General features: G+C 66.4%; 21 protein-coding genes. 10 read left to right on the top strand and 11 right to left on the bottom strand.

All coding sequences use genetic code 11. The features are described 5' to 3' along the window. Positions 1–35 precede the first annotated feature (35 nt). A complete protein-coding gene (locus FHS48_RS15020; RefSeq protein WP_184264492.1) occupies positions 36–494 on the top strand; it encodes a hypothetical protein in 459 nt (152 codons plus the stop codon). A 70-nt stretch (positions 495–564) separates the two neighbouring features. Next, on the top strand, positions 565–2,571 hold the full coding sequence (locus FHS48_RS15015) for a TonB-dependent copper receptor (protein ID WP_184264490.1): 2,007 nt from the start codon (positions 565–567) through the stop codon (positions 2,569–2,571). Here FHS48_RS15015 and FHS48_RS15010 read toward each other — a convergent pair. Then, positions 2,556–3,182 (bottom strand): TetR/AcrR family transcriptional regulator, encoded by a 627-nt coding sequence (locus FHS48_RS15010; protein ID WP_184264488.1) that lies wholly within the window; start codon positions 3,180–3,182, stop codon positions 2,556–2,558. The genes FHS48_RS15015 and FHS48_RS15010 overlap by 16 nt on opposite strands. Before the next feature lie 95 nt (positions 3,183–3,277). Here FHS48_RS15010 and FHS48_RS15005 point away from each other — a divergent pair, with 95 nt between their 5' ends. Further along, a complete protein-coding gene (locus FHS48_RS15005) occupies positions 3,278–4,210 on the top strand; it encodes an alpha/beta hydrolase family protein (RefSeq protein ID WP_184264486.1) in 933 nt (310 codons plus the stop codon). A gap of 30 nt (positions 4,211–4,240) precedes the next feature. Here the strand turns inward: FHS48_RS15005 and FHS48_RS15000 are convergent, their stop codons facing one another. The 3 genes from FHS48_RS15000 to FHS48_RS14990 all read right to left on the bottom strand — a co-directional run bounded on the left by FHS48_RS15000 (position 4,241) and on the right by FHS48_RS14990 (position 7,983). Continuing rightward, positions 4,241–5,938 (bottom strand): methyl-accepting chemotaxis protein, encoded by a 1,698-nt coding sequence (locus FHS48_RS15000; RefSeq protein WP_184264484.1) that lies wholly within the window; start codon positions 5,936–5,938, stop codon positions 4,241–4,243. A 198-nt stretch (positions 5,939–6,136) separates the two neighbouring features. Then, positions 6,137–6,832: a DUF1013 domain-containing protein gene (locus FHS48_RS14995; RefSeq protein WP_184264482.1), complete on the bottom strand. Its 696-nt coding sequence runs from the start codon at positions 6,830–6,832 to the stop codon at positions 6,137–6,139. Positions 6,833–6,972: 140 nt separating this feature from the next. Further along, entirely contained in the window at positions 6,973–7,983 is a 1,011-nt protein-coding gene (locus tag FHS48_RS14990; RefSeq protein WP_184264480.1) for an NAD(P)H-quinone oxidoreductase, read from the bottom strand. A gap of 124 nt (positions 7,984–8,107) precedes the next feature. Between FHS48_RS14990 and FHS48_RS14985 the strand changes: the two genes are divergently transcribed. Both FHS48_RS14985 and FHS48_RS14980 read left to right on the top strand, forming a co-directional pair. Beyond that, a complete protein-coding gene (locus FHS48_RS14985) occupies positions 8,108–8,320 on the top strand; it encodes a DUF1192 domain-containing protein (protein WP_184264478.1) in 213 nt (70 codons plus the stop codon). Positions 8,321–8,355: 35 nt separating this feature from the next. After that, positions 8,356–9,138, top strand: coding sequence for a 3-hydroxybutyrate dehydrogenase (locus tag FHS48_RS14980; protein ID WP_184264476.1), 783 nt, complete (start codon positions 8,356–8,358; stop codon positions 9,136–9,138). Positions 9,139–9,380: 242 nt separating this feature from the next. On the opposite strand, the gene tldD is transcribed toward FHS48_RS14980, so the two are convergent. Then, entirely contained in the window at positions 9,381–10,811 is a 1,431-nt protein-coding gene (gene tldD / locus FHS48_RS14975) for a metalloprotease TldD (protein ID WP_184264474.1), read from the bottom strand. A gap of 158 nt (positions 10,812–10,969) precedes the next feature. Here tldD and FHS48_RS14970 point away from each other — a divergent pair, with 158 nt between their 5' ends. Continuing rightward, positions 10,970–12,280, top strand: a complete 1,311-nt coding sequence (locus FHS48_RS14970; protein WP_184264473.1) for a DUF3422 family protein — start codon at positions 10,970–10,972, stop codon at positions 12,278–12,280. A gap of 24 nt (positions 12,281–12,304) precedes the next feature. Here the strand turns inward: FHS48_RS14970 and FHS48_RS14965 are convergent, their stop codons facing one another. Beyond that, positions 12,305–13,219 carry a LysR family transcriptional regulator gene (locus FHS48_RS14965; protein ID WP_184264470.1) on the bottom strand — a complete coding sequence of 305 codons (915 nt, stop codon included), beginning with the start codon at positions 13,217–13,219 and terminating at the stop codon, positions 12,305–12,307. Between the two features lie 146 nt (positions 13,220–13,365). Between FHS48_RS14965 and FHS48_RS14960 the strand changes: the two genes are divergently transcribed. Then, entirely contained in the window at positions 13,366–14,361 is a 996-nt protein-coding gene (locus FHS48_RS14960) for an aldo/keto reductase (RefSeq protein WP_184264468.1), read from the top strand. A 21-nt stretch (positions 14,362–14,382) separates the two neighbouring features. On the opposite strand, the gene FHS48_RS14955 is transcribed toward FHS48_RS14960, so the two are convergent. From FHS48_RS14955 to FHS48_RS14935, 5 genes are all read right to left on the bottom strand, one after another. Further along, a complete protein-coding gene (locus FHS48_RS14955) occupies positions 14,383–15,354 on the bottom strand; it encodes a MipA/OmpV family protein (RefSeq protein ID WP_184264467.1) in 972 nt (323 codons plus the stop codon). A 284-nt stretch (positions 15,355–15,638) separates the two neighbouring features. After that, a complete protein-coding gene (locus FHS48_RS14950; protein WP_184264465.1) occupies positions 15,639–15,950 on the bottom strand; it encodes a helix-turn-helix domain-containing protein in 312 nt (103 codons plus the stop codon). Positions 15,951–15,997: 47 nt separating this feature from the next. Further along, on the bottom strand, positions 15,998–16,897 hold the full coding sequence (locus FHS48_RS14945) for a hypothetical protein (protein WP_184264463.1): 900 nt from the start codon (positions 16,895–16,897) through the stop codon (positions 15,998–16,000). A 336-nt stretch (positions 16,898–17,233) separates the two neighbouring features. Then, positions 17,234–17,479, bottom strand: coding sequence for a DUF1127 domain-containing protein (locus tag FHS48_RS14940; protein WP_184264461.1), 246 nt, complete (start codon positions 17,477–17,479; stop codon positions 17,234–17,236). A gap of 471 nt (positions 17,480–17,950) precedes the next feature. Further along, complete coding sequence (locus FHS48_RS14935; RefSeq protein WP_019644350.1) at positions 17,951–18,154, bottom strand: DUF1127 domain-containing protein; 204 nt, start codon at positions 18,152–18,154, stop codon at positions 17,951–17,953. A gap of 737 nt (positions 18,155–18,891) precedes the next feature. On the opposite strand from FHS48_RS14935, the gene FHS48_RS14930 reads away from it, so the two are divergent. The 3 genes from FHS48_RS14930 to FHS48_RS14920 all read left to right on the top strand — a co-directional run bounded on the left by FHS48_RS14930 (position 18,892) and on the right by FHS48_RS14920 (position 24,363). Beyond that, the gene (locus FHS48_RS14930) at positions 18,892–20,700 is read left to right on the top strand and encodes an aminopeptidase P family protein (protein WP_184264459.1); all 1,809 of its coding nucleotides are present in this window, start codon (positions 18,892–18,894) and stop codon (positions 20,698–20,700) included. Positions 20,701–20,868: 168 nt separating this feature from the next. Continuing rightward, on the top strand, positions 20,869–21,702 hold the full coding sequence (locus FHS48_RS14925) for a hypothetical protein (protein WP_184264457.1): 834 nt from the start codon (positions 20,869–20,871) through the stop codon (positions 21,700–21,702). 216 nt (positions 21,703–21,918) lie between these two features. After that, positions 21,919–24,363, top strand: coding sequence for a 1-deoxy-D-xylulose-5-phosphate synthase N-terminal domain-containing protein (locus FHS48_RS14920; protein WP_184264455.1), 2,445 nt, complete (start codon positions 21,919–21,921; stop codon positions 24,361–24,363).

Here is a 24,363-nt window from a genome sequence, read left to right as displayed (position 1 = left end):
AATTATTTTTATGTGGGTTTACGGTGCCCCGATCCATGACCGATCCGGGACCCCCGATGCTGTCCGTCCGCAGCCCTTCCAGCCTGTTGCGCCTGCTGCCGCCGCGTCTGCGGCTGGCGGTGCTGTCGCTGCTGCTGGTGCTGGTGGTGGCCGGGCGGATTATCTCCCCGGTCGGCGGGTCGCTGATGCTGGCGGCGTCGGACGGTCCGGCCTTCCTGACGGCGGAACTCTGTGTGGCGATGCCGGGGGATGGCGGGGTGATGGCCGGGGGTGATCTCCTGTCATCGGCCCATGACTGCTGCTGGTGGATGAGCGGGGTGTCGGCGCTGGCGCTGACCGTGCTGGCGGCGGTGCTGCTGCTGGTGCCGTATGCCGGGCGGATCATCCCGGCCGGATGGGCGGTCCGGGCCACGCTGCCGCCGCGCCTGCTGTGGCGGGCGGTGTGCCCCAGCCGGGCCCCGCCGCCGGGGCTTTCCTGCCGCTGTATCGTCTGATCCCGCCCCGGGGCTGATCCGGGGGAGGCGGGATCACCGCTGATCACCCGAGAGTCCGGGGACGTTCTCCATGTCCGCTTTTCATGTTTCCCGCACCGTGCTGCTGCGCGGTGCCGCCGGCTGTGCCGTGTCGCTGCTGGCCCTGAGCACTGCCTTCGCCCAGACCACCCCCTCGACCCCGGCTGAGCCGGAACTGGCGCCGCTGGTCATCACCGCGCCGGAGCTGAGCGAGCCGATGGTTCTTCAGCTTGACCCCAAGGCGGCCCAGACGCCGATTCCGGCGGCCGATGGCGGGGCCTATCTCAAATCGGTGCCCGGTTTCACCATGATCCGCAAGGGCGGCACCGGCGGCGAGCCGGTTCTGCGCGGTCAGACCGGATCACGCCTGAACATCCTGCTGGATGATACGCCGCTGCTGGGCGGCTGTGCCGGGCGCATGGATCCGCCGACCACCTACGCCTTCCCGGAATCCTACGACAGCATCACCGTGCTGAAGGGGCCGCAGTCGGTGGTTTATGGCGGCGGGGCCAGCGCCGGGACCATCCTGTTCAACCGTGATACCAAGCGGTTCGACGACTGGGGGATGCGCGGCAACGCCAGCGCCCTGATCGGCGGTTATGGCCGCAATGACCAGATGCTGGATGCCACCGGCGGGGCGAAAGAGGGCTACATCCGGGCGATCGGCACCCATTCTAAGTCCGATGATTACAAGGATGGCGCCGGTCGGGCGGTGCATTCGCAGTATGAACGCACCAGCGGCACCGCGCTGCTGGGGTTCACCCCCAACGACGACACCACCATCGAGCTGGGGGTGGATGTCAGTCAGGCCGAGGCCGCCTATGCCGACCGCATGATGGACGGCACGGTGTTTGACCGGCAGGACCTGAAGCTGGATGTCACCCGTCGCAATGTCGCCCCCGGTGTGGCGCAGGTAAAGGGCCAGCTGTATTACAACTACGTTGACCACGTGATGGACCGCTTCTCGCTGCGCAAGTTTGATGCGGCGTCGATGATGGCGGCCCTGAGCAACCCGGAACGCACCAATCAGGGCTTCCGCCTTCAGGGGGATTTTGACCCCTTCGCCGGGACGCTGCTGAAGGTCGGCTTTGATTACAATCAGGATATCCGCACCGCCCGTGGCCTGAGCCGGGCGGAGTATCTGGCCGGGGTCAGTTACCAGTCCAAGGCCCGGGTCACCGATATGACCTTCAACAGCCACAGCGTTTATGCGGAACTGACGCAGGATCTGTCAGCCACCAGCCGGGGCATCGCCGGATACCGCCTGACCGAGGTCGATGTCACCGATGACGACGGCGTCGGCACCCCGACCGACAGCGATACTCTGCATTCCGCCCTGCTGCGGTACGAGCAGGACATTGATCCCGGCCTGCCGGTGACCGTTTACGGGGCGCTGTCGCACACCCAGCGCGCCCCGGATTACTGGGAACGGTCGAAAAATTTCGCGCTGGCCAAGGAACGCACCAGCCAGCTGGATGTCGGCGCGGTGCATGACAGCGGCCCGTGGCGGGTCGGTCTGTCCGGCTTTGCCTCGCAGACGGCGGATTACGTCCTGCTGTCTTCCACCACCGGCAAGAACATTGATGCCCGCACCTACGGCGGCGAGGCGGAAGTGGCCTACCGCTTCCTGCCGTCGTGGCGGGTGGAAACGTCGCTGGCCTATACCTACGGCGAAAACACCACCGAAGATAAGCCGCTGGCACAGATTGCCCCGCTGGAAGGCAGCCTCGGCCTGCGCTATGACGACGGCACCTTCATGGGTGGCGTGCAGATGCGGGCGGTGTCGGAACAGGACCGCACCGATGTCGGCTGGGGCAACATTGTCGGCACCGATATCGGATCGTCGAAGGGCTTTGCCACCGTCGGCCTGAGTGTCGGCTGGCGGCCGCTGGAGGCGGTGACCCTGACCGCCGGGGTCGATAACCTGTTCGACAAGACCTATGCCGAATACATCAGCAAGGCGGGCACGGCCTCGCTGGCCGGGGACGGATACCAGCAGACCACCCGGGTCAACGAGCCGGGGCGGACCCTTTGGCTGCGCGGTCAGGTCCGGTTCTGACCACCGGCCTGAGCCGGGAGGCTGCCGCGCACCAAGGCGGCGGCAGCCTCCCCGGCGCGGTCCATATAGGCCGGATCCCGGTGCAGCATCACCAGAGAGAAGCCGCCGTCGATCAGCAGGCAGACCTGCCGGGCCAGCGTCCGCGCCGCTTCCGGCGGCAGGGCGGAGAACCCGGCAGTCAGCCAGTCTTCCACCGCCTGTTTGTGGCGGCGGGCGGCGACCACGGCGGGGTGGCCGGGCAGGGTGTTCAGCTCCACCGCCGTGCGCAGGAAGCCACAGCCTGCCCACTTCGGATGCCGGACCGCCCGCGACAGGCCATGGAACAGCGCCGTCACCCGTGCCGCCGGATCGGATCCGGCAGCGTCGGCCCACCGCCGGAACGCGGCCAGATTGGGTTCATCCCGCGCCGTCAGGTAGGCGGCAATCAGGTCATCCTTGCTGCGGAAGTGATAATACAGGGTGCGTTTGGTCACCCCGGCCTGTCCGGCGATGGCATCGACGCTGACCGCCCGCACTCCCTGTGCCTGAAACAGCGCCGAGGCGGCGGCGAGAATGCGGTCAGGGGTCGGTTTCTGGTTGGCCGGTTCTTCTGTCGCGGATGTCTCAGGCATCGTTTCCTCCGGGAAGGCTGCTCCCCTATAGACCTGACCTATGTATACCGACCAATGTATATACACAATGCCGGGCCTGTGGCTATCGTGGGGTCATGACCCAGACCGCGACACCCCCCGCCGCCGTCGAAGGCCAGCCGGTCGGCATTCCCTGCCGTGACGGCGTCACCCTCGGCGGGCACCTGTTCCGGACGGCCGACCTTACGCCGTCCGGCAGCATCCTGATCAACTGCGCCACCGGTGTGCTGGCGCGGTACTATCACCGTTACGCCCGCTTTCTGGCCGGGCACGGCTTTGATGTGCTGACCTATGATTACCGGGGGATCGGCCTGTCCCGCCCGGCGCGGCTGCGCGGCAGCGGCATCCGCTGGGACCACTGGGGCACGCTGGACTGCGATGCCGCCCTGCGGTTCCTTGACAGTCAGCACCGGGGCGGGCCGCTGATGCTGGTCGGCCACAGCATCGGCGGGTTTCTGCCGGGTCTGGCTCCGGCGGCCTCGCGGCTGGACCGGATCCTGACCATGGGGGCGCAATATGCGTGGTGCGGGGATTACGCTGCGGACAAACGCGCCGGACTGCTGCTGAAATGGCATCTGGCGATGCCGCTGCTGACGCTGCTGTACGGCTATTTTCCCGGGCGGCGGCTCGGCTGGCTGGAAGACCTGCCCGCCGGGGTGGCCCGGGACTGGAGCTTCCGGGGGCGGCGGTTTGAACGCAGCCATCCCCCGGCGGACCGCCCGGGGGTGCTGGCGTCGATGGCGGCGGTGACAGCGCCGCTGCTGGCGGTGACGATGGCCGATGATGAATTCGGCACCGTGCCCGCCATCACCCGCACGCTGGCCTATTACCGGGGGGCGGAGCGGACCATGGTCCGGCTGTCGCCCGCCGATTACGGGCGGGACCGCATCGGCCATTTCACCCTGTTCCATGACAGCCATGCCGCCGGGTTCTGGGCCGATACCCTGCGCTGGCTGCGCGACGGACACAACCCGTGGCCGCAGCACAGCACCGCTGTCATCGGCGGCTGATCACACCGGCGGCGGACGCGGCAGGCCGGATCAGGCCTTGCCGCTGGCGGCAATCACCGCTGACAGGGCATCCAGTTTATCGATCACCTCGTGGGAGGCCTCGTTCAGGGCATCCAGCGCGTTCAGGGCGGCATCGGTATCCCCGGCGGCGGCGGCGGCCACCGCCTGATGCCCGCAGTCATGCACCCGGCGGTGCGGATCCAGCAGGGCGATATAGGCCGGGTGGGTCCGCAGGGCCGGGTCGGTGATCCCCTCGTACCAGCGGCCGAGGCGGCAGCTCTGGTGGCTGCTCAGGGCGGCATCCCCGGCGGGCAGGTTGCCCATCACCACATCGGTGACCCGCTTCTTGAACACCACATGGTCGATCTTGGCGATTTCGCACAGGGCGCGGGCGGTGCCGATGCTGGCCCAGCGGTCAGCGCGGGCGGCGATCTGGTCATTCGACCGTTCGATGCTGCGGGCGACGTCGGTCAGGTGCTGGCGGTTGGCCTCCGCCATTTCGGCGATCATGCCGATCCCTTCCGAAATCTGGGTGGAGGCACTGCTCTGCTGGTGCAGGATCTCGGCAATGTCGCGCATTTTGGCGGTGACGGCATGGACCTGTGATCCCATCTGGTCCATGTGGTTGCTGGTGGCGGAAATCGCCTGTTCGCCGATGGCGACGGCGGTGCCGCTGCGCTCCATGGCGCGGCGGATGCTGCTGACGCCGCGTTGCAGCAGGTTCACGCGGGCGGCGACTTCCTCGGTGGCGCGGCTGGTCTGGTTGGCCAGCGTCTTCACCTCGTTGGCGACCACGGCGAAGCCTTTGCCAAGGTCCCCGGCCCGGGCGGCCTCGATGGTGGCATTCAGGGCCAGCAGGTTGGTCTGGTCGGCGATGGCGTTGATCGCCCCCATGAAGTCGGCGATCTGGTTGGCGGCTTTGGCCAGATCCTCCACGCTGGTCTGGGTGTCGCGCACGGCATCGGTGATTTCCTGCATGCGCTGGATGGCATCCCCGGCAGCGGTGATGCCGCTCTGCACCGTTTCCTCGGCATGGACCGCATCCTGCGAGGCGGAATCCGAGGTGCGGGAGATTTCGGTGACCGAGGCCGCCAGTTCCTCGGCGGCGGCGGCGATGGTACCGCCCCGGGTGCTGGTCTCGCGGGAATCGCGGGTCAGGCGGGCCAGAGTGACCATCGCATCGTTGGTGTAGATCGTGACCTGCGCGTTGTGGCGCAGCCCTTCAAGGGCGGCGGTCTGCCCGTCTTCCTGCGGCCCGCTGCTGCCGGGGTTGGTACCGGTGCCGGAACCGGGCGGGCAGGCCCGCAGCAGGTCGGCCATCGCCAGCTTGACCGCCACGGCGGTCAGGGCAGCGCGGGCGGTGCCAAACAGCCGGACCCCGGCCTGAAGCCGGAGGATCAGGGTTTCGGTAAAGGCCTGATAGGCGGCCAGCCCGCTGTCTGCCGGAAGGGCGGAGCAGTCTTCGCCCAGCCAGCCGGGGGCCTCGCTGCTCTCACCATCCAGCATCCGCACCCAGCGGGCGCGCTGGGCCTCACACAGGCTGCTCACGGTGGCGGCGGTCAGCACCGGGGACAGGGCGGGGTCGTCGCAGAGCGTCTGATAGAAGGCGTCCAGCGCCGGATCAAGAGCGGCCAGAAGATCCAGCCGCCCGTTGGTCAGGGCCTCGCGGTCGCGGTCGGTCAGCACGGGCGGGCGGGCCGGGGCGGACGGACGGATGCTGCTGACCATAATGAGAATCCCCTCTGATCCGGCTGGATCCGGATTTGTCTGTAGGGATCCAAAAGCGCGGTGTGACCACGGTAATATGTCCGGTGCGGATCCTACAGCGGTTTTCCGTCCGATCCTACGCAATACAGCGGCGGGCATGAAAAAACCCCGCCGGAACAGCGGGGTTTTTCATAAATCCTGACGCTGACGCGGGCTGGATCAGAAGCCGTCGTCCTCGTTTTCGTCCCGCTTGACCGGGCCGGTGCGCAGGAAGGCCGGAACGGCGCTGTCGGCCTCTTCCTGCCGTTCGCGTTCACGTTCGCGCTCCCGCTCGTGATCAAAGGTCTGTTCCGCTTCGGTGGCATAATCGACCTGCGGGGCAACCACCACACCGGCACGGCGCGGTGCCAGGGCGATTTCCTTTTCCAGATCCATTTCCGAACACAGGCCCAGCGTCACCGGGTTACGCGCCTTGATGTTGGCGGCGTTCCAGTGCGACTTGTCGCGCACGGTGCTGATGGTCGGCTTGGTGGTGCCGATCAGCTTGGAAATCTGGGCGTCGGTCAGTTCCGGGTGGTGCTTCAGCAGCCATGCGATGGCGTCGGGGCGGTCGTGACGCTTGGACACCGGGGTGTAGCGGGCCCCCTTGGCGCGGGCCTGCGGGCGCGGAATATCGGATGCGCTGAGCACCAGACGGAAGCGCGGTTCCTTCTCGCAGCGTTCCAGTTCCTGCTTGGTCAGCTGGCCGTTGGCCAGCGGGTCAAGCCCGACGATCCCGGCGGCGACTTCGCCATCGGCAATGGCCTGCACCTCAAGTTCATGCATGCCGCAGAAGGCGGCGATCTGTTCGAAGGTCAGAGCGGTGTTTTCCACCAGCCAGACGGCTGTTGCCTTCGGCATGAGCGGCAGCGCCATGTCACAATCCCTTTCGGAAAAAACCTGTAAACATATTCAGACCTGTTCCTTTACGGTAAATTGCGCCCTCAAACAAGGGTTGCGATGGCCCTTCAAGGGTAAAACAGCCTGTTTATGCGGGTTTGCGGGCGGTAAATTTTTTATTCCACCGTCAGCACGATCTTGCCGATATGGGTGCTGCTTTCCATCATCGCATGGGCGGCGGCGGCCTGTTCCAGCGGGAAGGTGGCGTGGATCTGCGGCTTCAGCCTTCCGGCCTCGATCAGCGGCCAGACGGTGGCGCGCAGCCCCTCCGCCATCCGTGCCTTGTTGGCCACCGGCTGCGGCCGCAGGGTGGAGCCCAGCAGCGACAGGCGCTTCAACATCACCGGCATCATGTCGATCTGGATTTTTGACCCGTTGAGGAAGGCGATGTTCACATGCCGCCCTTCCACCGCCATCAGCTTCAGGTCGCGGCCGATGTAGTCGCCGCCGACCATATCCAGCACCACATCGGCGCTCAGACCGGCCTCTTTGAACACCGCGACGTAGTCTTCCTCGCGGTAATTGATGGCCCGGTCCGCCCCCAGCGCCACGCAGGCGGCGCATTTTTCGGCACTGCCGGCGGTGACGATCACCCGCGCCCCCAGCGCCGCCGCCAGCTGGATGGCGGTGGTGCCGATGCCGGATGATCCGCCGTGGATCAGCAGGGTTTCCCCGGCCTTCAGGGCGGCCCGTTCAAACACATTATGCCAGACGGTGAACAGGGTCTCCGGCAGGGCGGCGGCCTCGGTCAGCGACAGCCCGGCGGGCACCGGCAGGCACAGCGGCGCGGCGGCGATGGCATGGCTGGCGTAACCGCCGCCGGTCAGCAGGGCACAGACGGTGTCGCCCACCTGCGGGGCGGTGACATCCGGGCCGACGGCAACCACGGTGCCCGCCACCTCCAGCCCCGGCAGGTCCGACGCGCCGGGCGGCGGCGGATAGCTGCCCTGCCGCTGGATCACATCCGGGCGGTTGACCCCGGCGGCGGCCACGGCGATCAACACTTCCCCCGGGCCGGGCTGCGGCACCGGCCGCTCTGCCGGAACCAGAACCTCCGGCCCGCCGGGGCCGGTGATGGTGATGCAGGCCATGGTGGCGGCGGGGGCCGGGGGCAGGGCGGTGGTCATGCAGGGGTCTCCCGGTCTGGGCGGAACAGTCTGAAAAGCTTGCCAGACAGTCTCTGACCCGGCACCCTTGGGCGCAAGGGTCTTTTTCCACCCGGCCCGTACCCGGCACCCGCAGGAGACGACGATGGACACCGACGACCTTGATCCGCCCCGCCCGCTGGCAGGCAGCTTTCTGGGACCGGCCCCCGCCGCCAGACGCGATCTGGAGGTGATGGGGCTGGACCAACTCAACGAGTATATCGCCGATCTGGAGGCGGAAATTGCCCGCGCCCGCGACGCGATTGCCCGCAAGACCACCGCCCGCAGCACCGCCGAGGCGTTTTTCAAGCCCCGCTGACCGGGGCCAACAGAACCGAACAGGAGAGTGAGACAATGCTGAAAGGCAAGAGCGCCGTTGTCACCGGGTCCACCAGCGGCATCGGTCTGGGTATTGCCCGGTCGCTGGCGGCACAGGGCGCCAATGTGATGATCAACGGCTTCGGCGATCCGGCGGATCTGGAACGGCTGCGGGCGTCGATGGAAAAGGAATTCAAGGTTGACGTGCGTTTCAACGCCGGGGACCTGTCGCAGGCCGATGCCTGTTCCACCCTGATTGCCGAGACCGAGGCCGCCTTTGGCCGGGTGGATATTCTGGTCAACAATGTCGGCATCCAGCATGTGGCCGCGACGCAGGATTTTCCGGTGGCGAAGTGGGATGCGATTCTGGCTATCAACCTGTCGTCGTACTTCCACACCATCCGCGCCGCCCTGCCGGGGATGCAGGCGCGGGGCTGGGGGCGGATCATCAACACCGCCTCGGTCCACGGGTTGGTGGGGTCGATCCACAAGGCGGCCTATGTGGCGGCCAAGCATGGCGTGGTCGGCCTGACCAAGGTGGTGGCGCTGGAAAATGCCGAGGCCAACATCACCTGTAACGCCATCTGCCCCGGCTGGGTGAAGACCCCGCTGGTGCAGCCACAGATCGAGGCCCGCGCCGCGCTTGTGGGCGGCAGCCTGCTGGAGGGGGAACGGTCTCTGGTGGGCGAAAAGCAGCCGTCGAAGCGGTTCTCGACCCCGGAAGACATCGGGGCGCTGGCGGCGTTCCTGTGTTCGGAAGCCGCCCACAACATCACCGGCACCACCCTGCCGGTGGATGGCGGCTGGACCGCGCAGTAATCAGGCAGGGACAGGTCAGACAGAAAAATGGCGGCGGGCCGGAAAGGGCCTGCCGCCGTTCTTGTTGCGTGGGGCATTTGAAGAAGGCCCGAGTCTTGCGTTTGAAGGACTCCACAAAACAACGGAGCGCAGCGACTGGGCCATTGAGGCCCCGCGCCCGCGTGGGCGCGTGAGGCAAGCGGACGGACGTCCGCGCCCGCCGTCTGAGGGACCACCCAAAACCCAGTGTTTAAGCCGAAGGCTTAAACACTGGTGCCGCCGACGGTCAGCAGGTCCACCTTCAGGGTCGGCTGGCCGACGCCGCAGGCAACGCCCTGACCATCCTTGCCGCAGGTGCCGATGCCGGGGTCCAGCGCCATGTCGTTGCCGATCATCGAGACGCGGGTCAGCACATCCGGCCCGTTGCCGATCAGGGTTGCGCCCTTCACCGGGGCGGTGATCCTGCCGTCTTCGATCAGGTAGGCTTCGGTGCAGGAAAACACGAACTTCCCCGACACGATATCCACCTGTCCGCCGCCGAAGTTCACCGCGTACAGGCCCTTCTTGACGCTGCCGAGGATGTCCTTCGGGTCATCCTTGCCGCCCAGCATGAAGGTGTTGGTCATGCGCGGGATCGGCTTGTGGGCGTAAGACTGGCGGCGGCCGTTGCCGGTCGGCTTCATCCCCATCAGCCGGGCATTCATCCGGTCGAACAGATAGCCGGTCAGGATGCCATCCTCGATCAGCACGGTGCGGCTGGTCGGGGTGCCTTCGTCGTCGATGGTCAGCGATCCCCGGCGGTCGGGCAGGGTGCCGTCATCCACCACCGTTACGCCGGGGGCGGCCACCCGTTTGCCGAGCAGATCGGAGAAGGCTGAGGTCTTCTTGCGGTTGAAGTCGCCTTCCAGACCGTGGCCGATGGCTTCGTGCAGCAGCACACCGGGCCAGCCGGGGCCGAGCACCACCGGCATTTCCCCGGCGGGGGCGTCGATGCTGTCCAGATTGACCAGCGCCTGCCGCAGGGCCTCGTCGGTGGCGGCCTTCCAGGTCGCCTCGTCGAGGATCATGTCAAAGCCGGTGCGGCCACCAAGGCCATGGGTGCCGGTTTCCAGCCGCCCGCCGTGTTCCACCATCACCGTCACGTTCAGGCGCACCAGCGGGCGGATGTCCGCCGCCGCCCCATCCGGACGCAGGATATGCACCGCCTGCCACGAGCCGACCACCGAGGCCATCACCTGCTTCACCCGCGGGTCACGGCTGCGGGCATAGGCGTCAATTTCCGACAGCAGTTTGACCTTGGTCTCGAACGGCACCGGGGCAATCGGGTTAAGGTCGGTGTACAGCGCCTGATTGGTGCCGACCGGCCCGGCCGCCAGCGTACCGGAATGGCCGCCGCGCACGGCCTTCACCGTTTCGGCGGCGCGCTCGATCGAGGCATTGTCGAGGGTGGAGGCATGGGCGTAGCCCGCCGTTTCCCCCGCCACCGCCCGCAGGCCGAAGCCCTGTGCGGTGTCAAAGGTGGCGGAGCGGATCTTGCCGTCATCCAGACTGACGGCCTCGGACTGCCGGTATTCCAGATACAGCTCGCCGTCGTCCATGCCCTCCAGCGCCGAGGTCAGGGACCGCAGCGCCCCATCCTTGTCCAGTCCGGCGCGGGTGAAGAACAGATCTTCGGTAACGGCGAGGTCGGCCATGCGGCGCTCCTACTCCTGTGGGCGGTTGTCAGTTTACCTAAGGTCACCCATCCTCATCCGCAACCGCAGGCGATGGGGCGGTCTGGCACTATGGAGCCTTTCCAGAAGCCTGACCAGTGTTTCCCGGTACCGGGAATAAAAACAGGGAAGGAGCGATCATGCCAGAGACAAGACCGCAGGCTGGTCCGGGGGCGATGCCGGATCATCCGTTGCGGCAGGCGCTGGCGTGGGAAGTCCACGCCCGGCCCTACGAGGTGGTCTCGGCCCCGGTACGGGTCAGCCATATCGCCGTCATGCTGGAAGACGGGGTCAGCGGGGCCGGGATGGCGCTGGACCATCTGCACCGGCTATTGGACAGCTGCGGCGTCCCACCCCCCCGGGCAGGAGCCACCCATGCCTCGCGCGATCTCGGCGGCGGGCTGCGCCTGCGCTGGGAGCAGCATACCGAGTTTGCCAGCTTCACCTTTTACCTGTTCGCGCCGCTGACGGAAGATCCCTTTGCCGAAACCGCGCTGTCGCGGGTGCCGGCCGACTGGCTGCGCGACCTGCCGGGGCAGGTGCTGGTGGCGGTGCATGCGGCGGTGCTGCCGGGCGATGCGGTGCCGGATCTTCCGGCGCTGTTCGCCGGGCATCTGGTGACCGGGGCACGGATCGGCGGCGGGGCGGCCTCCGCATGGAGCGATTTCCACCTGCATGGCGACGGTTTCGCCCGCATCCTGATGACGGCGGGGGAGCTGACCCCGGGCCAGATCGGGCGGCACCTGCAACGGCTGCTGGAAATTGAGACCTACCGCATGAAAGCGCTGCTGGCGCTGCCGATTGCGCGGGACCTCGGCGGCACCTTGTCGCGGCTGGAACACAGTACGGCCGCCCTGAGCGCCCGCATGGCCGGACCGCTGAAGGAAGGCGAGGACCGCGAGGTGCTGTCAGCCCTGACCACGGTGGCGGCGGAGGTGGAATGGCTGATGGCCGAACATTCCTACCGTTTCGGCGCGGCGCGGGCCTATGCCGAGATTGTCAGCCGCTGCCTGCTGGATCTGCGGCAGGACCGGCTGCCGGGGTTGCAGACCCTGACCGAGTTCATGGACCGTCGCTTCTCCCCGGCGATGCGCACGGTGGAGGCGATGGCCAACCGGGCCGATGCGCTGGGCCGCCGGGTGGCGCGGGCCTCCGACCTGCTGCGCACCCGGGTCGATATCGCGCTGGAAGAAAACAACCGCGACCTGCTGCGCAGTATGAACCGCCGCGCCCAGCTTCAGCTCCGGCTTCAGGAGACGGTGGAAGGCCTGTCGGTGGTGGCGATCAGCTATTATGCATGGGGGCTGATCGGCTATCTGCTGAAGGGCGGCAAGGCGGCGGGTCTGCCGCTGGACCCCGATATCACGGCACTGGTGGCGATCCCCGCCGTGGTGCTGGCGGTGGCCTATGGCCTGCGCCGGATGAAACGGCACCTGCACGGGCCGGAGTGATCCGGCCCGTTCCAGGCGTTGCCTTTACTCCGCCGCCACCGCGACGGCTGAAGGGGCCAGCGTCGCACACAGCCAGTCGATGAACACCCGCAGGCGCGGCAGGCGGTGGCGCCCCGGCGGATACAGCACCGACAGCGGCATTGCCGGGGGCCGGACGCCGGGCAGGACCTCCACCATCTGACCGGAGGCGATCAGCGGATCGAGGTGATAGCGCGGCCCCTGTACCAGCCCGAACCCGGCCACCCCGGCGGCGATATAAGCCCCGGCATCGTTGATGGTGATGCTGGTGGGGGCGGCAATCTGGGTCAGGATGCCTCCTTCGACGAACTCAAGCTCATACGGGCGGCCGGTGCGGCTGGACGGGTAACCGACCATGCGGTGCCCGGCGGTATCCTGCGGGGTGGCGGGGGTGCCGTGGCGCTTCAGGTAGTCCGGGCTGGCGGCGGTGATCTGCTCCAGCACCCCGATCGGGCGGCACACCAGCGAGGTATCGCTGATATCCCCGGCCCGCAGCACACAGTCCACCCCTTCACGGGCCAGATCAACCGGCCGGTCACGGATTCCCAGCTCCAGCGTGATGTCCGGGTAGCGGCGGGAGAAGTCGGGCAGGGCCGGAATCACCAGCAGCCGCCCGAGGGAGCCCGGCAGATCCACCCGCAGCCGCCCCTTCGGCAGGCTGCGCCCGGCCCGGAAGGTGGACTCCGCGTCTTCCAGATCACCCAGAATCACCTGACAGCGCTGAAAGTACAGGTCACCGTCCAGCGTCAGGCTGACGTGGCGGGTGGTGCGGTTGAGCAGGCGCACGCCCAGCCGCGCCTCCAGCTGCTGCACTGCCTGCGTGGCGGCGGCGCGGGGCACGCCCATCAGGGTGGCGGCGCGGCTGTAGCTGCCCTGAGTCACCACCTGAACGAAAATCTGCATCGCCTGAATACGGTCCATGATCCTCACCTGTATCCGTACCGGAATTAGAAACGATCTTTGAACAATGAGGAACCGATTTCCTGATTTATCGGTCCCCGGGAAACAGTCATCGTCAGGGCCTGATCACCGGTCTTTCTGAAGGAAGACGACGCAGGAGCCTTCTGATGCACACACGTACTCTGGGCCCGTCCGGCCCGCAGGTTTCCGCCATCGGGCTGGGCTGCATGGGCATGACCGACTTTTACTCCACCGGGCAGGACCGCCCGGAAGCGGTTGCCACCCTTGAACAGGCGGTGGAACAGGGGATCACCCTGTTCGATACCGCCGACATGTATGGCCCCTACACCAACGAAGAGCTGGTGGGAGAGGTGCTGGCCCCGCACCGGCAGCGGGTGTTTCTGGCCACCAAGTGCGGCATCCTCCGCGATCCGGCCCGGCCGCAGGTCCGGGGTGTCAACGGCCGCCCGGAGTACATCCGCCAGTCGGTGGAAGGCAGTCTGCGCCGCCTGCGCACCGACCGGATCGACCTGTACTACCAGCACCGCATCGACCCCGCCGTGCCGGTGGAAGACACCGTCGGGGCGCTGGCCGGGCTGGTGGCGGACGGCAAGATCCGCTTCATCGGCCTGTCGGAGGCCTCTGCCGGGACCATCCGCCGCGCCCATGCCGTTCATCCCGTCACCGCCGTCCAGAGCGAATATTCCCTGTGGACCCGCGACCCGGAAGAGGACGGCGTCCTCGATACCTGCCGGGAACTGGGCATCGGCTTTGTGCCCTATTCCCCGCTGGGCCGGGGCTTCCTGACCGGGGAGCTGAAAAGCCCCGATGATTTCGCCCCGGATGATTACCGCCGCCACAGCCCGCGCTTTCAGGGCGAGAACTTCACCCGCAACCTGCGTCTGGTTGACACCCTGCGGGAGATGGCGGCAGAGCGCGGCGTCACCGCCTCCCAGCTTGCTCTGGCGTGGGTGCTGGCGCAGGACCCGCACATGGTGCCGATCCCCGGGACCAAGCGCCGCCGCTGGCTGGGGGACAACATCGCCGCCGCCGGGCTGAGCCTGACAGGGGAAGACCGGATCCGGCTGGACCGGGTCTTTCCGCCGCAGGTGGCCGCCGGGGCCCGCTACCCGCTTGAGGTCATGGGCACGATCGGACGCTGAGCCCTTCAGCGGTAACAATCTTTAGAAGGTGTAGGTGATTCCCAGCATGCCGCCGATGATGGCGTCGGCATCGACAATCGGGCTGTCGGTGTATTCCTTCGGCAGCTGGGTCACCTCCAGCCCGGCGTTCAGCCACCATGTCTTGCCGGGGTTCAGGGCATAGCCCGCCGACAACGATACATGGGGCAGGATGGCGGCCTTGGGGTCATAGGCGCGGCGATCGGTCCGGGCTTCGTCCTTACGGACACCGACGTAGTAATCGACCAGATCGGCGCTCTGCCACAGCAGCCCGGCCCCGGCCCCCAGCCGCCAGCGGTCGCGTTCCATCTGCCAGTCGTAGGACAGATCAACGCTGCCACCGTGGTAAGCGCCGTTGAGGGCGGTTTTATAGGTCAGGCTGATCGCCCCGAGGGATGTGGCGTATTCGGCGCTGACCCCGCCCTCAATCGCCGCCTTGCGGGTGTGCAGGCCGCGCAGCATCGGGCTGTCCTTCTGTTTGAAGGGTTTGTCCTGATATCCCGCCAGCGCGGAAATGGAAAACGCCTCGCCCAGCGTCAGGGCGGTTACGGCAAGGCCATCGGTGCCGATGTGCAGGCGTTCGCTGTCGAAGCTGACGATTGGCAGCGGGCTGATCTTGTCATCATCGCCCTTGTAGAGGGTGGTGGAGACCCCGGCCCCGGCGCCGGCGGTCCACTGCCCGTCAAACCACGGGTTGGCGGTTGGCGGCGGGGCCTGAAGTGAGGGGAACGTCATCGGCGGCTGCTGCCCGGCCGGGGCCGGTTGTCCCGGCTTGACCGGCGGGGCCTGCACCTGTGCCGATGCCGCCTGCGCCGGGGCGGCCAGCAGCAGAACGGCGGCACCGACCAGCGCCCCGATTCCGGCCGCCAGAATCAGGCCGCCCAGAAGCGAGGGCTGCCGGGTGGCACCCTCCGCCGCAGCGGAGCGGGGCGGCAGGGTCATGAAGCGGGGAGGGGTGGGAAGGGAAAGCGACATGGGACTGTCCTTCGGAGTGATCCGTGAGAGGCCGCTGTAAGGGGGCATCAAGGGGGCCATCGGTGACCGGTTCAGCCGCCGGACCCATCGGATGGGACGGTCGGGGTGGCAGGCCGGAAGATGACGGGGCAGACAGTGCCGTGCTTTCAGACAGGTGGCGTCCGATACAATGCATTCGGACGTCCAGACGCGCCAATCGGCGTCCGAATGGTCATCCGGACAGTGCGAAATTCGTCCGGATGGTCATTTTTGTGTTTTAAAACAATGAATTGATTTCACCCCGATCAGGCGTTGACGACCGATCCGGTTTTTCGCCACGCGCTGGGGGTGGTGCCGGTGTGCTTCTTGAAAGCGGCATTGAAAGTCGATTTGGAGTTGAAGCCGACCTCCATGGCAATGTCGAGGACGGTGCGGTCCGGGCAGGCCAGCAGCAGACGGGCGGCATCATCGACGCGGTAGCCGTTGACGAAATCAAAGAAGTTGACGCCCAGATGCTGGTTGAGGACCGCTGACAGCGTATTGGCGGTGGTGCCGGTCTTCAGGGCCAGCCGGGGCAGGGTCAGCAGCGGATCCAGATAGGGGGTGTCGCGCGTCATCGCCTCCAGCAGGCGGGCGGCAATGCTGGCGGCCAGCTCCGGGTCAATCAGGCTGCGGGTTTCCGGGGTGCCGTCATTGCCGCCGTGGACGGCAGGGGGACGCTGCGCCGCCGCCGGGGCGCGGCGGGAAGGGGGGAGGCATCAGGACCGGCGGCCTGAAGGGCATTCTGCTGTTCAAGTTCGGGGCAATCCTGATCGGCTGACCCGGTAAACAGCAGCGGGGTGCGCAGGCCGCGGTATCCCAGCAGGAAGACCATCAGCACCTGCGTGAAGGTCACCGCCACATCCAGCCAGCGGGAGGAATACAGTTCCAGCAGGGATCCGATCTGGCTGATGGCATAGATGCCGTAGACCCCGGTCAGGCACAGCATGATCCAGCGCATCCAGTACAGCGGAGTCTCGTCGGTATTGCCGAAATCCCGCCGCAGCCGCCGCCGGTAGCGGGCCAGCAGCCGCCATCCCAGCAGGGTGTAGCCGGTGGTCTGTACCAGCAGCCAGACCACAAGGGTCAGGATGCAGGTCAGGAACAGGGTGGCATCAGCATCGGGGATCGATTCGTCATTGATGATGTTCAGCTTGATCTCCGGCGGCAGCAGCAGGATCGGCAGCGTGAACAGCATGCTCAGGGGCACATGGAACAGGTGTTGCCACGGATGGCGGCTGGGTTCCCCGGCCAGAGCCTTCAGGTAAAGGATGATGGACGGTGCCAGCGCAAAAGTCAGCGGCAGGGTCAGCAGAAACATCCACGGGGCGTTACCGTACAGCTTCTGTCCGGCCATCACCACCTCGACCATGGTCAGGGCGGTGGCGGACAGAAACAGGCGCAGCCATCGGTTGGCGGCATGCGCGCGCGGTCCCTCGGCCCGCAACAGGCCGATGAAGAAAATGCTCTGGGCGATGCCGGTGATGGCGATGGCGCTATCAAGTTGTTCTGCCAGGGCAGTCATGATCGGGGCGTCTGCTGTGTTCCGTCGGCGGCACTATACGGCGGGCGGAGGCGGAAAAACAGCGCCGATTGCATAAGGTTTGCAAGGCCAGAGGCAGACGCAAAAACGCCGGACGGCAGGGCCGGTCCGGCGTTTTTGTGGGGGGAGGTCACCGTTTCTGCGGCCTGCGCAGGCAACGGGAGTAGGGCCGGACGGGCAGGGAACCCGCCGGAACCCGTCTCCGGCCGGTGCGGTTCAGCCGACAGCGATACCGGGGGACCGGATCGGATGCCCGCTTAAAACGCTCCCGACGCTCCGGCGTGCCGGAAACGGGAAAAAACAGCCGTTGGGCGCGGATTACGCGGCCAGACGCTGCGGCATCTGGTCAACCTTGACGTCGCGGCGGGCACGGGCTTCGGCGCGGGCGGCGAAGATGGCGTCGCGCGGATCTTCGTAGGAGCCGTTCAGCACGCTTTCCACGTCGCCACGGGTCAGGCCGATATCGGCCAGACCACGGTCGGACATGGTGCGCAGCAGCACCTGTTCGGCGCGCTGTTCCTGCCAACGGACGAGGGCCGAGATCAGGGAAGAGAAAATGGACATGGTCAAAACTCCGGGGTTTGGCGCTGATCGGGCCGGTGGCGGGGCGGAGGATCCGCCGTTCGTCATCACCGGGTCTGGCATCGCGCCGGGATCTGTCGTTGGAAAGAATATAGGTCACAGTCCGTGACCTTTCCTGCGCTGTTTTCGCGGTGCAGCGCTGCGCCGGGTGCATGGTTTCATGCGGGTTACAGTGCGTTTGGCTATGATGTATGCGATCAATAGCCGGGAGCAGGATCCCGGTGGAAAAAGGGGGGTGGAAATAAAAAAAACACCAAGGATGCGGGGGCATCCCTGGTGTTTTTCGTAAGGTCTGTCCTGCTGCTAGAGCATTTTCCGATTGAGTGGAAGCCGGTCAATCGAAGAAAATGCTCTCTTTTTAAAAAGTTAGAGCGTTTTCAACCGCAAAACCGGCGTCCACTTTTGCTGAAAACGCTCTAAGGGCAGCGGGGGGGCAATCCCTCGGTCAGGTGATCAGGCGGCCAGACGGCGGGCGTCGTTGGCGGCGCGCTTGTCGAGGTAGGTGCCGGAAATCACGCGTTCCACATCGCCACGGGTCAGGCCCAGATCGGACAGTTCGCGGTCGGACATGCTGCGCAGCAGGTCAGCTTCGCGCAGCTGTTCACGCCAGGAGTGGAAACGGTTGACGAGGTTGCCAATGAAAGAAACGTTAGACATCGGTATTCTCCGTGTGTGCGGCGGCACGGGATCAAGCCGGAACGCCATCCGTGGGTAAGCGGGGCGATCAGCGATAGGGTGCCGCAGCGTTTGAATTAAGATCAGACGTGCAGGTGTTTTTCTGTTTCCGCCGGTCTTGGCGCTGCGGCTGTCCGTCAGGTGGGTAAATCTGGCGGACCGTCATCGCGGCGCGGACCCCCGGGCGGCCGGGGTATTCCGTATCTCCGGTCTGCGGCGTCGCCGTCGCGTCATCGGGATGTCCAAGTGTATAGAGGATCTCGTCGAAAGATAGTTGCGCAGCTTTTGCGGTGCAGCAATGCGAGTCATGCATGGTTAGCGGTTTGTTAACCGCATTCCGGCCCAGTTTGGGCGATGAGCTATGCAATTTGCGCATGGATTGGGCATTTTGTCCAGATGCCTGTTTTTTGACCTTCCGGTCAGGGTGGCTTTTCAGGGCTTCTCTACTGCCGGCACCTGCCGGACCCCGGTATGGCCCCGGGGACCCGAATATGTCCGGCCATGCGGATTATCCGTCTGACCACCCTTGCCGGAGCGGTGGTAAGGGGATACATGACAAAAAGATGCGCGTCCCCGCCGGAGGACCGCCTGTGCCTTCATCGTATCCATCTGATATGTGATATAGAGAAGGACGGGCGCTGACTTCCCGTCCTGTCCGGGCGGGTCTGCGATGCGCTGCCGCCGGGATGGCGGACGGGATGACACTGGAGAGAGTTGGTATGGATAGCCGTGCTCAGGCCGAACGCCTTACAGCCCTGCGGGACGAACTGGCCCGCCGCGGACTGGATGCCTTTCTGGTGCCCCGGTCCGATCAGCATCAGGGCGAGTATGTTCCGCCGGAAGATGAGCGTCTGGCGTGGCTGACCGGCTTCACCGGATCGGCGGGGATAGCGGTGGTCACCACCCACCGTGCCGCCATTTTCACCGATGGCCGCTATACGATTCAGGTCCGCCAGCAGACCGATGGCACCCTGTATGAATACCGCCACCTGATTGATCAGCCGCCGGAGCGCTGGCTGGCCGAGGTGCTGGAAGCCACCGGCACCGGCAGTGTGGTGGGGTTCGATCCGTGGCTGCATACGCTGGACGGGGTGGCCCGCCTGCGCGGTGCGGTGGAAGCCGCCGGGGCGACTCTGGTCGCCGTCGGGTCCTCGCCGCTGGATGCGGTGTGGACTGACCGCCCGCAGCCGCAGACCAATCCGGCGGAAGTGCAGCCGTTTGACTACACCGGCGAGACGGTGGCGCAGAAACTGGCCCGGATCGCCGGGGTGCTGCGCGATGCCCGGCAGGACGCGGTGGTGCTGAGTGCGCCGGAAAGCCTGTGCTGGCTGCTGAATCTGCGCGGCACCGACCTGCCGTTCACCCCGTTCCTGCTGGGCTATGTGATCGTCCATGCTGACGGACTGATCGATCTGTTCGTCAATCCGGCCAAGATCACCGGTGATGTGCGGGCGCATCTGGCCCGCGATGCCCGGGTGAATTTCCATGCCCCGCCGTCCTTCCTGCCGGCGCTGGACCGTCTGGCCGGGAAGGTGGTACGGCTGGACCGTCTGTCGGCGGCCTGGGCGATTTCCGACCGTCTGGCGCAGGCCGGGGCGGTGGCGGTGCAGGCGGATGACCCCTGCGCGATTCCGCGGGCCTGCAAGAATGCGGTGGAACTGGACGGTGCCCGGGCGGCCCACCGCCGGGATGCGGTCGGGATGATCCGCTTCCTGTCGTGGCTGGATGCGGCGGTGGCGGCGGACGAGCCGCTGACCGAACTGTCGGTGTCGGACCGGCTGGAAGCGATCCGCAAGGAAATCAACCTGTACCGCGATCAGAGCTTCGCCACCATCTCCGGTGCCGGGGAACATGGCGCGATCTGCCATTACCGGGCGACGGAAGACAGCAATATTCCGCTGTCCTCCGGTCCGGTCTATCTGCTCGACAGCGGCGGGCAATATGTGGACGGCACCACCGACATCACCCGCACCATTGCCGTCGGCAAGGTGACGGCGGAACAGCGCCGCCGCTACACGCAGGTGCTGAAGGGGCATATCGCCCTGGCGGTGGCCCGCTTCCCCGAAGGCACCACCGGCAGCCAGCTGGACGTGCTGGCCCGGCAGTTCCTGTGGGCCGACGGGGTTGATTACGACCACGGCACCGGCCATGGCGTCGGCAGTTATCTGTCGGTGCATGAAGGGCCGCAGCGGATTTCCAAGGCCCCGAACACCATTGCCCTGCGGCCGGGGATGATCCTGTCCAACGAGCCGGGATACTATAAGGATGGCGAATACGGCATCCGCATCGAGAATCTTCAGGCCGTGCGCCCGGTCAAGCCGCAGCCGGACGGGGCGGAGCGGACCATGCTGGGGTTCGAGACCCTGACGCTGGTGCCGATCGATAAGCGGCTGATCGATGTCAGCCTGCTGACGGCGGACGAGCGCGACTGGCTGAATGCCTACCACCAGCGGGTGGCGCAGGAAATCGGCCCGCAGGTGCCGCCGGAGGCGCAGGACTGGCTGAAAGAGGCCACCGCGCCGCTGTAACGGTCCTCTGCTGCGATGATCGGAAATGCCCGGGAGATCAATTCCCGGGCATTTTCCATTCAGGGGAGGGGCCGCTGATGATGTTTCCGGGCCGGAATAAGGTGAAAAACCGGTGGTCTGCCTGTATTCTGTATGCATTCGATGGCAGGCAGACAGTGAGGTGAGCCGATGGCAGACCGGCATGCGCGGCAAAACCCCGATGCGCAGGCGCAGACAGTGATCTCCGCCATGCATGATGCGGCCCGGCGGTTCCGCCGCCGCCGTGATCACATGCTCAGCAGCCCGGCGATTGACCGCCCGCGCCTGACCGATGAGCTGATCGCCGATATTGACCGTCTGGCCAATCTGATGGCCCTGCTGCAAAGCACCGCCGATACGCCGATCACCCCGGAGACCCGGGTCCGCATTGCCGGGGAAGTGGAGCGGGTGCGCCGCTACGTCACCCGGGTCGGGCTGGATGTGGCGCTGGACCGCATCCGCGAAATCCGGGCCACGGCGGAGGCCCACTGTGCGCAGGCGGCCCACCCGCTGGGCAAGTCGGTGGCCCTGCGGGAAGGCTTCATGCGCTATGTCACCTATCTCGGCACGCTGGCGGCGGGGCTGAGTGACCAACATCTGAACGATCTGCGGGCCTCGGCGGAAGGGATCAACCGCCTGACCTCCCGCGACCGGGAATCGCCGTGGCTGCGCAGTTTTTCCAATGAGACCACCGATGTCGAGGTGATCGCCGACATTGATCTGTTCGCGCTGGAAATGGATATCCTGTCCCGGCTGGCCCGCGATGAGGGCGGCGGGGCCGATCCGGCGGAGGAGATGGCCGCCCCGGCGGAAGAGGCGGCGGTATCGTCTGAGACCGTGGTGACGGCGGCCCCGTCATCACAGCCAGAGGATCACGGTGCCGATGCCCCGGCCAGCCCGGCGAAAACAGCGGCAAAAGCGGCGGAGCAGGCGGGCGAAGAGGCGGAGCTGGCCGGGATGGGCTTTCCCTACCGCTCCGGGTAAGCCACAAAAACGGCTGCCTTTCCGAAAATTACCGGCGGGGGAGGCTTTCTCGCAGCCTCTGCGAAAAGCGGCCCCAACATCGAAACCAGATTTCCGGAAAAGTTCGTTAGTCTTTCCGGGTCGTCAGCGCAACAAAACAACAAGTACGGAACGGGCAGAAGTCCCCCCGGTGCCTGACGTCCCAAGAAAGACACGTCCAGCCCGGAGACACCCCGCATGCCTGCCACCGCCACCCGCCCGCCCGTTGCCGCCGCTCCGCCGCCCCCCGATGCCACCACCCTGCGGGTGCTGAAGGCGCTGGAACAGCGGGTGCTGTGGCTGGCCTGCTGGACCATCCACAACGCCAACCACATCCGTCCCAACCTCGACGGCCTGAAAGTCGGCGGGCATCAGGCCTCGTCGGCGTCGATGGTGTCGCTGATGACGGCGCTGTACTTCCATGTCCTGCGGCCGGAAGACCGGGTGGCGGTCAAGCCGCATGCCAGCCCGGTGTTCCACGCCATTCAGTACCTGCTGGGCCATCAGACCCGCGACCGGCTGGAAAACTTCCGCAACTTCGGCGGGGCGCAGTCCTACCCGTCGCGGACCAAGGACAAGGACGACGTCGACTTCTCCACCGGCTCGGTCGGCATGGGGGTGGCGATGACCGCCTTTGCCAGCCTGACGCAGGATTATGTTCATGCCCACGGCTGGGACCGCAGCGCCACCGGCAACGCCCCCAAGGGCCGGATGATCGCCCTGATGGGCGACGCTGAACTGGACGAAGGCAATATCTTCGAGGCGATGCAGGAAGGCCACAAGCACGCCCTGCGCAACACCTGGTGGATCGTCGATTACAACCGCCAGAGCCTTGACGGCGTGGTGTCGGAAGGCCTGAGTGACCGCATCCGCGCCGTGTTCCGCTCGCTGGAGTGGGAGGTGGTGGAGCTGAAATACGGGGCCCTGCAACAGGCCGCTTTCGCCGAACCGGGCGGCGAGGCCCTGAAGCAGTGGATTGACGGCTGCCCCAACGCCCTGTTCTCGGCCCTGACATGGCAGGGAGGCACCGCGTGGCGCGCCCGCCTGACCGCCGATCTGGCCGGAAACAACGCGGCGCTGGACCTGATCGGGCGGCGCAGCGATGCCGAGCTGCACACCCTGATGACCAATCTGGGCGGCCATTGCCTGAAGAGCCTGCTGGAGGCTTTCCACGGCATCGACCATGACCGCCCGACCTGCTTCATCGCCTATACCATCAAGGGCTATGGCACCCCGTTGCAGGGCCATAAGGATAACCACGCCGGGCTGATGAACGAGGCGCAGATGGCCGGGTTCCGCACCGCCATGGGCGTTCCGTCCGGGCTGGAGTGGGAGCCGTTCGCCGGATCTGACGTGGCGGCGACGGAGCTTCAGCGCTTCCTGTCCGCCGTGCCGTTCAACAGCCGGGGCACCCGCCGGTTCCGGGGCGACCGCATTCCGGTTCCGGCGGCGCTGTCGTACCAGAATCCGGAACGCGCCTCGACGCAGGAAGGTTTCGGGCGGATCATGCACGATCTGGCTGGATCGCAGGAGCCGCTGGCCGACCGCATCATTACCACCAGTCCGGATGTGACCGTCTCCACCAACCTCGGCGGCTGGGTCAACCGGCGCGGTCTGTTCGGCACCGTGGAAACCACCGATGTGTTCCGCGAACAGAAGGTGCCATCGACCCAGAAGTGGGCAAAAAGCCTGACCGGCCAGCATCTGGAACTGGGGATCGCTGAAAACAACCTGTTCACCGCGCTGGCGGCCTTTGGCCTGTCGCACAGCGTGTTCGGGCAGCGGATCATTCCGGTCGGCACCGTCTATGACCCGTTCATCGCCCGCGGTCTGGATGCGCTGAACTACGCCTGCTATCAGGATGCCCGCTTCCTGCTGGTCGCCACGCCGTCGGGGATCACGCTGGCCCCGGAAGGCGGGGCGCACCAGTCGATGAACTCGCCGCTGATCGGCATGGCGCAGGACGGTCTGGCCAGCTTTGAACCCGCCTATGTCGATGAACTGGCGGAAATCATGCGGTGGTCGTTTGAATACGTGCAGCGGGAAGGGGATGAGGAGCGGGAAAACACCTGGCTGCGCGACGAGAAGGGCGGCAGTGTCTACCTGCGCCTGACCACCCGCCAGCTGGACCAGCCGCAGCGCACCCTGACGCCGGAGATGGTGGACGGGATGATTCAGGGGGCCTACTGGCTGCGCGCCCCCGGCCCCAACTGCGAGGTGGTGGTGATCTATCAGGGCTGTATCGCCCCGGAAGCGATTGAGGCCGCCGGGCGCATCGCGCAGGACCGCCGCGATGTTGCGGTTCTGGCCGTCACCTCCGCCGACCGCCTGTGCGCGGCGTGGCATGCCGCCCGCCGGGCGCGGATGCGTGGTGACCGCGAGGCCCGCAGCCACATTGATACCCTGATGGCACAGGTGCCGCGCCACGCCGGACTGGTGACGGTGATCGATGCCCACCCGGCGACGCTGAGCTGGATCGGCGGGGTCGGCGGCCATGCCGTGCATCCGCTGGGGGTCGAGCATTTCGGTCAGAGCGGCACCATCGCCCAGCTGTATGCCCATCATCACATTGATGTGCAGAGCATTGTTGATGCCGCCGACTGCCTGACCGCCGGGCGGCCGTCGCGGTTCAGAAGCTGGTAA

The organism is Novispirillum itersonii, from assembly GCF_014205675.1.
GTDB lineage: Bacteria > Pseudomonadota > Alphaproteobacteria > Rhodospirillales > Rhodospirillaceae > Novispirillum > Novispirillum itersonii_A.
Note: the sequence above shows the minus strand (reverse complement) of the source record. Positions and strands in the feature narration are given on the sequence as shown.

Excerpts from the sequence above, each read along its gene's own strand:
- FHS48_RS15020 (WP_184264492.1), top strand. The coding sequence starts at position 36 with ATGACCGATCCGGGACCCCCGATGCTGTCCGTCCGCAGCCCTTCCAGC.
- FHS48_RS15015 (WP_184264490.1), top strand. The coding sequence starts at position 565 with ATGTCCGCTTTTCATGTTTCCCGCACCGTGCTGCTGCGCGGTGCCGCC.
- FHS48_RS15010 (WP_184264488.1), bottom strand. The coding sequence starts at position 3,182 with ATGCCTGAGACATCCGCGACAGAAGAACCGGCCAACCAGAAACCGACC.
- FHS48_RS15005 (WP_184264486.1), top strand. The coding sequence starts at position 3,278 with ATGACCCAGACCGCGACACCCCCCGCCGCCGTCGAAGGCCAGCCGGTC.
- FHS48_RS15000 (WP_184264484.1), bottom strand. The coding sequence starts at position 5,938 with ATGGTCAGCAGCATCCGTCCGTCCGCCCCGGCCCGCCCGCCCGTGCTG.
- FHS48_RS14995 (WP_184264482.1), bottom strand. The coding sequence starts at position 6,832 with ATGGCGCTGCCGCTCATGCCGAAGGCAACAGCCGTCTGGCTGGTGGAA.
- FHS48_RS14990 (WP_184264480.1), bottom strand. The coding sequence starts at position 7,983 with ATGACCACCGCCCTGCCCCCGGCCCCCGCCGCCACCATGGCCTGCATC.
- FHS48_RS14985 (WP_184264478.1), top strand. The coding sequence starts at position 8,108 with ATGGACACCGACGACCTTGATCCGCCCCGCCCGCTGGCAGGCAGCTTT.
- FHS48_RS14980 (WP_184264476.1), top strand. The coding sequence starts at position 8,356 with ATGCTGAAAGGCAAGAGCGCCGTTGTCACCGGGTCCACCAGCGGCATC.
- tldD (WP_184264474.1), bottom strand. The coding sequence starts at position 10,811 with ATGGCCGACCTCGCCGTTACCGAAGATCTGTTCTTCACCCGCGCCGGA.
- FHS48_RS14970 (WP_184264473.1), top strand. The coding sequence starts at position 10,970 with ATGCCAGAGACAAGACCGCAGGCTGGTCCGGGGGCGATGCCGGATCAT.
- FHS48_RS14965 (WP_184264470.1), bottom strand. The coding sequence starts at position 13,219 with ATGGACCGTATTCAGGCGATGCAGATTTTCGTTCAGGTGGTGACTCAG.
- FHS48_RS14960 (WP_184264468.1), top strand. The coding sequence starts at position 13,366 with ATGCACACACGTACTCTGGGCCCGTCCGGCCCGCAGGTTTCCGCCATC.
- FHS48_RS14955 (WP_184264467.1), bottom strand. The coding sequence starts at position 15,354 with ATGTCGCTTTCCCTTCCCACCCCTCCCCGCTTCATGACCCTGCCGCCC.
- FHS48_RS14950 (WP_184264465.1), bottom strand. The coding sequence starts at position 15,950 with ATGACGCGCGACACCCCCTATCTGGATCCGCTGCTGACCCTGCCCCGG.
- FHS48_RS14945 (WP_184264463.1), bottom strand. The coding sequence starts at position 16,897 with ATGACTGCCCTGGCAGAACAACTTGATAGCGCCATCGCCATCACCGGC.
- FHS48_RS14940 (WP_184264461.1), bottom strand. The coding sequence starts at position 17,479 with ATGTCCATTTTCTCTTCCCTGATCTCGGCCCTCGTCCGTTGGCAGGAA.
- FHS48_RS14935 (WP_019644350.1), bottom strand. The coding sequence starts at position 18,154 with ATGTCTAACGTTTCTTTCATTGGCAACCTCGTCAACCGTTTCCACTCC.
- FHS48_RS14930 (WP_184264459.1), top strand. The coding sequence starts at position 18,892 with ATGGATAGCCGTGCTCAGGCCGAACGCCTTACAGCCCTGCGGGACGAA.
- FHS48_RS14925 (WP_184264457.1), top strand. The coding sequence starts at position 20,869 with ATGGCAGACCGGCATGCGCGGCAAAACCCCGATGCGCAGGCGCAGACA.
- FHS48_RS14920 (WP_184264455.1), top strand. The coding sequence starts at position 21,919 with ATGCCTGCCACCGCCACCCGCCCGCCCGTTGCCGCCGCTCCGCCGCCC.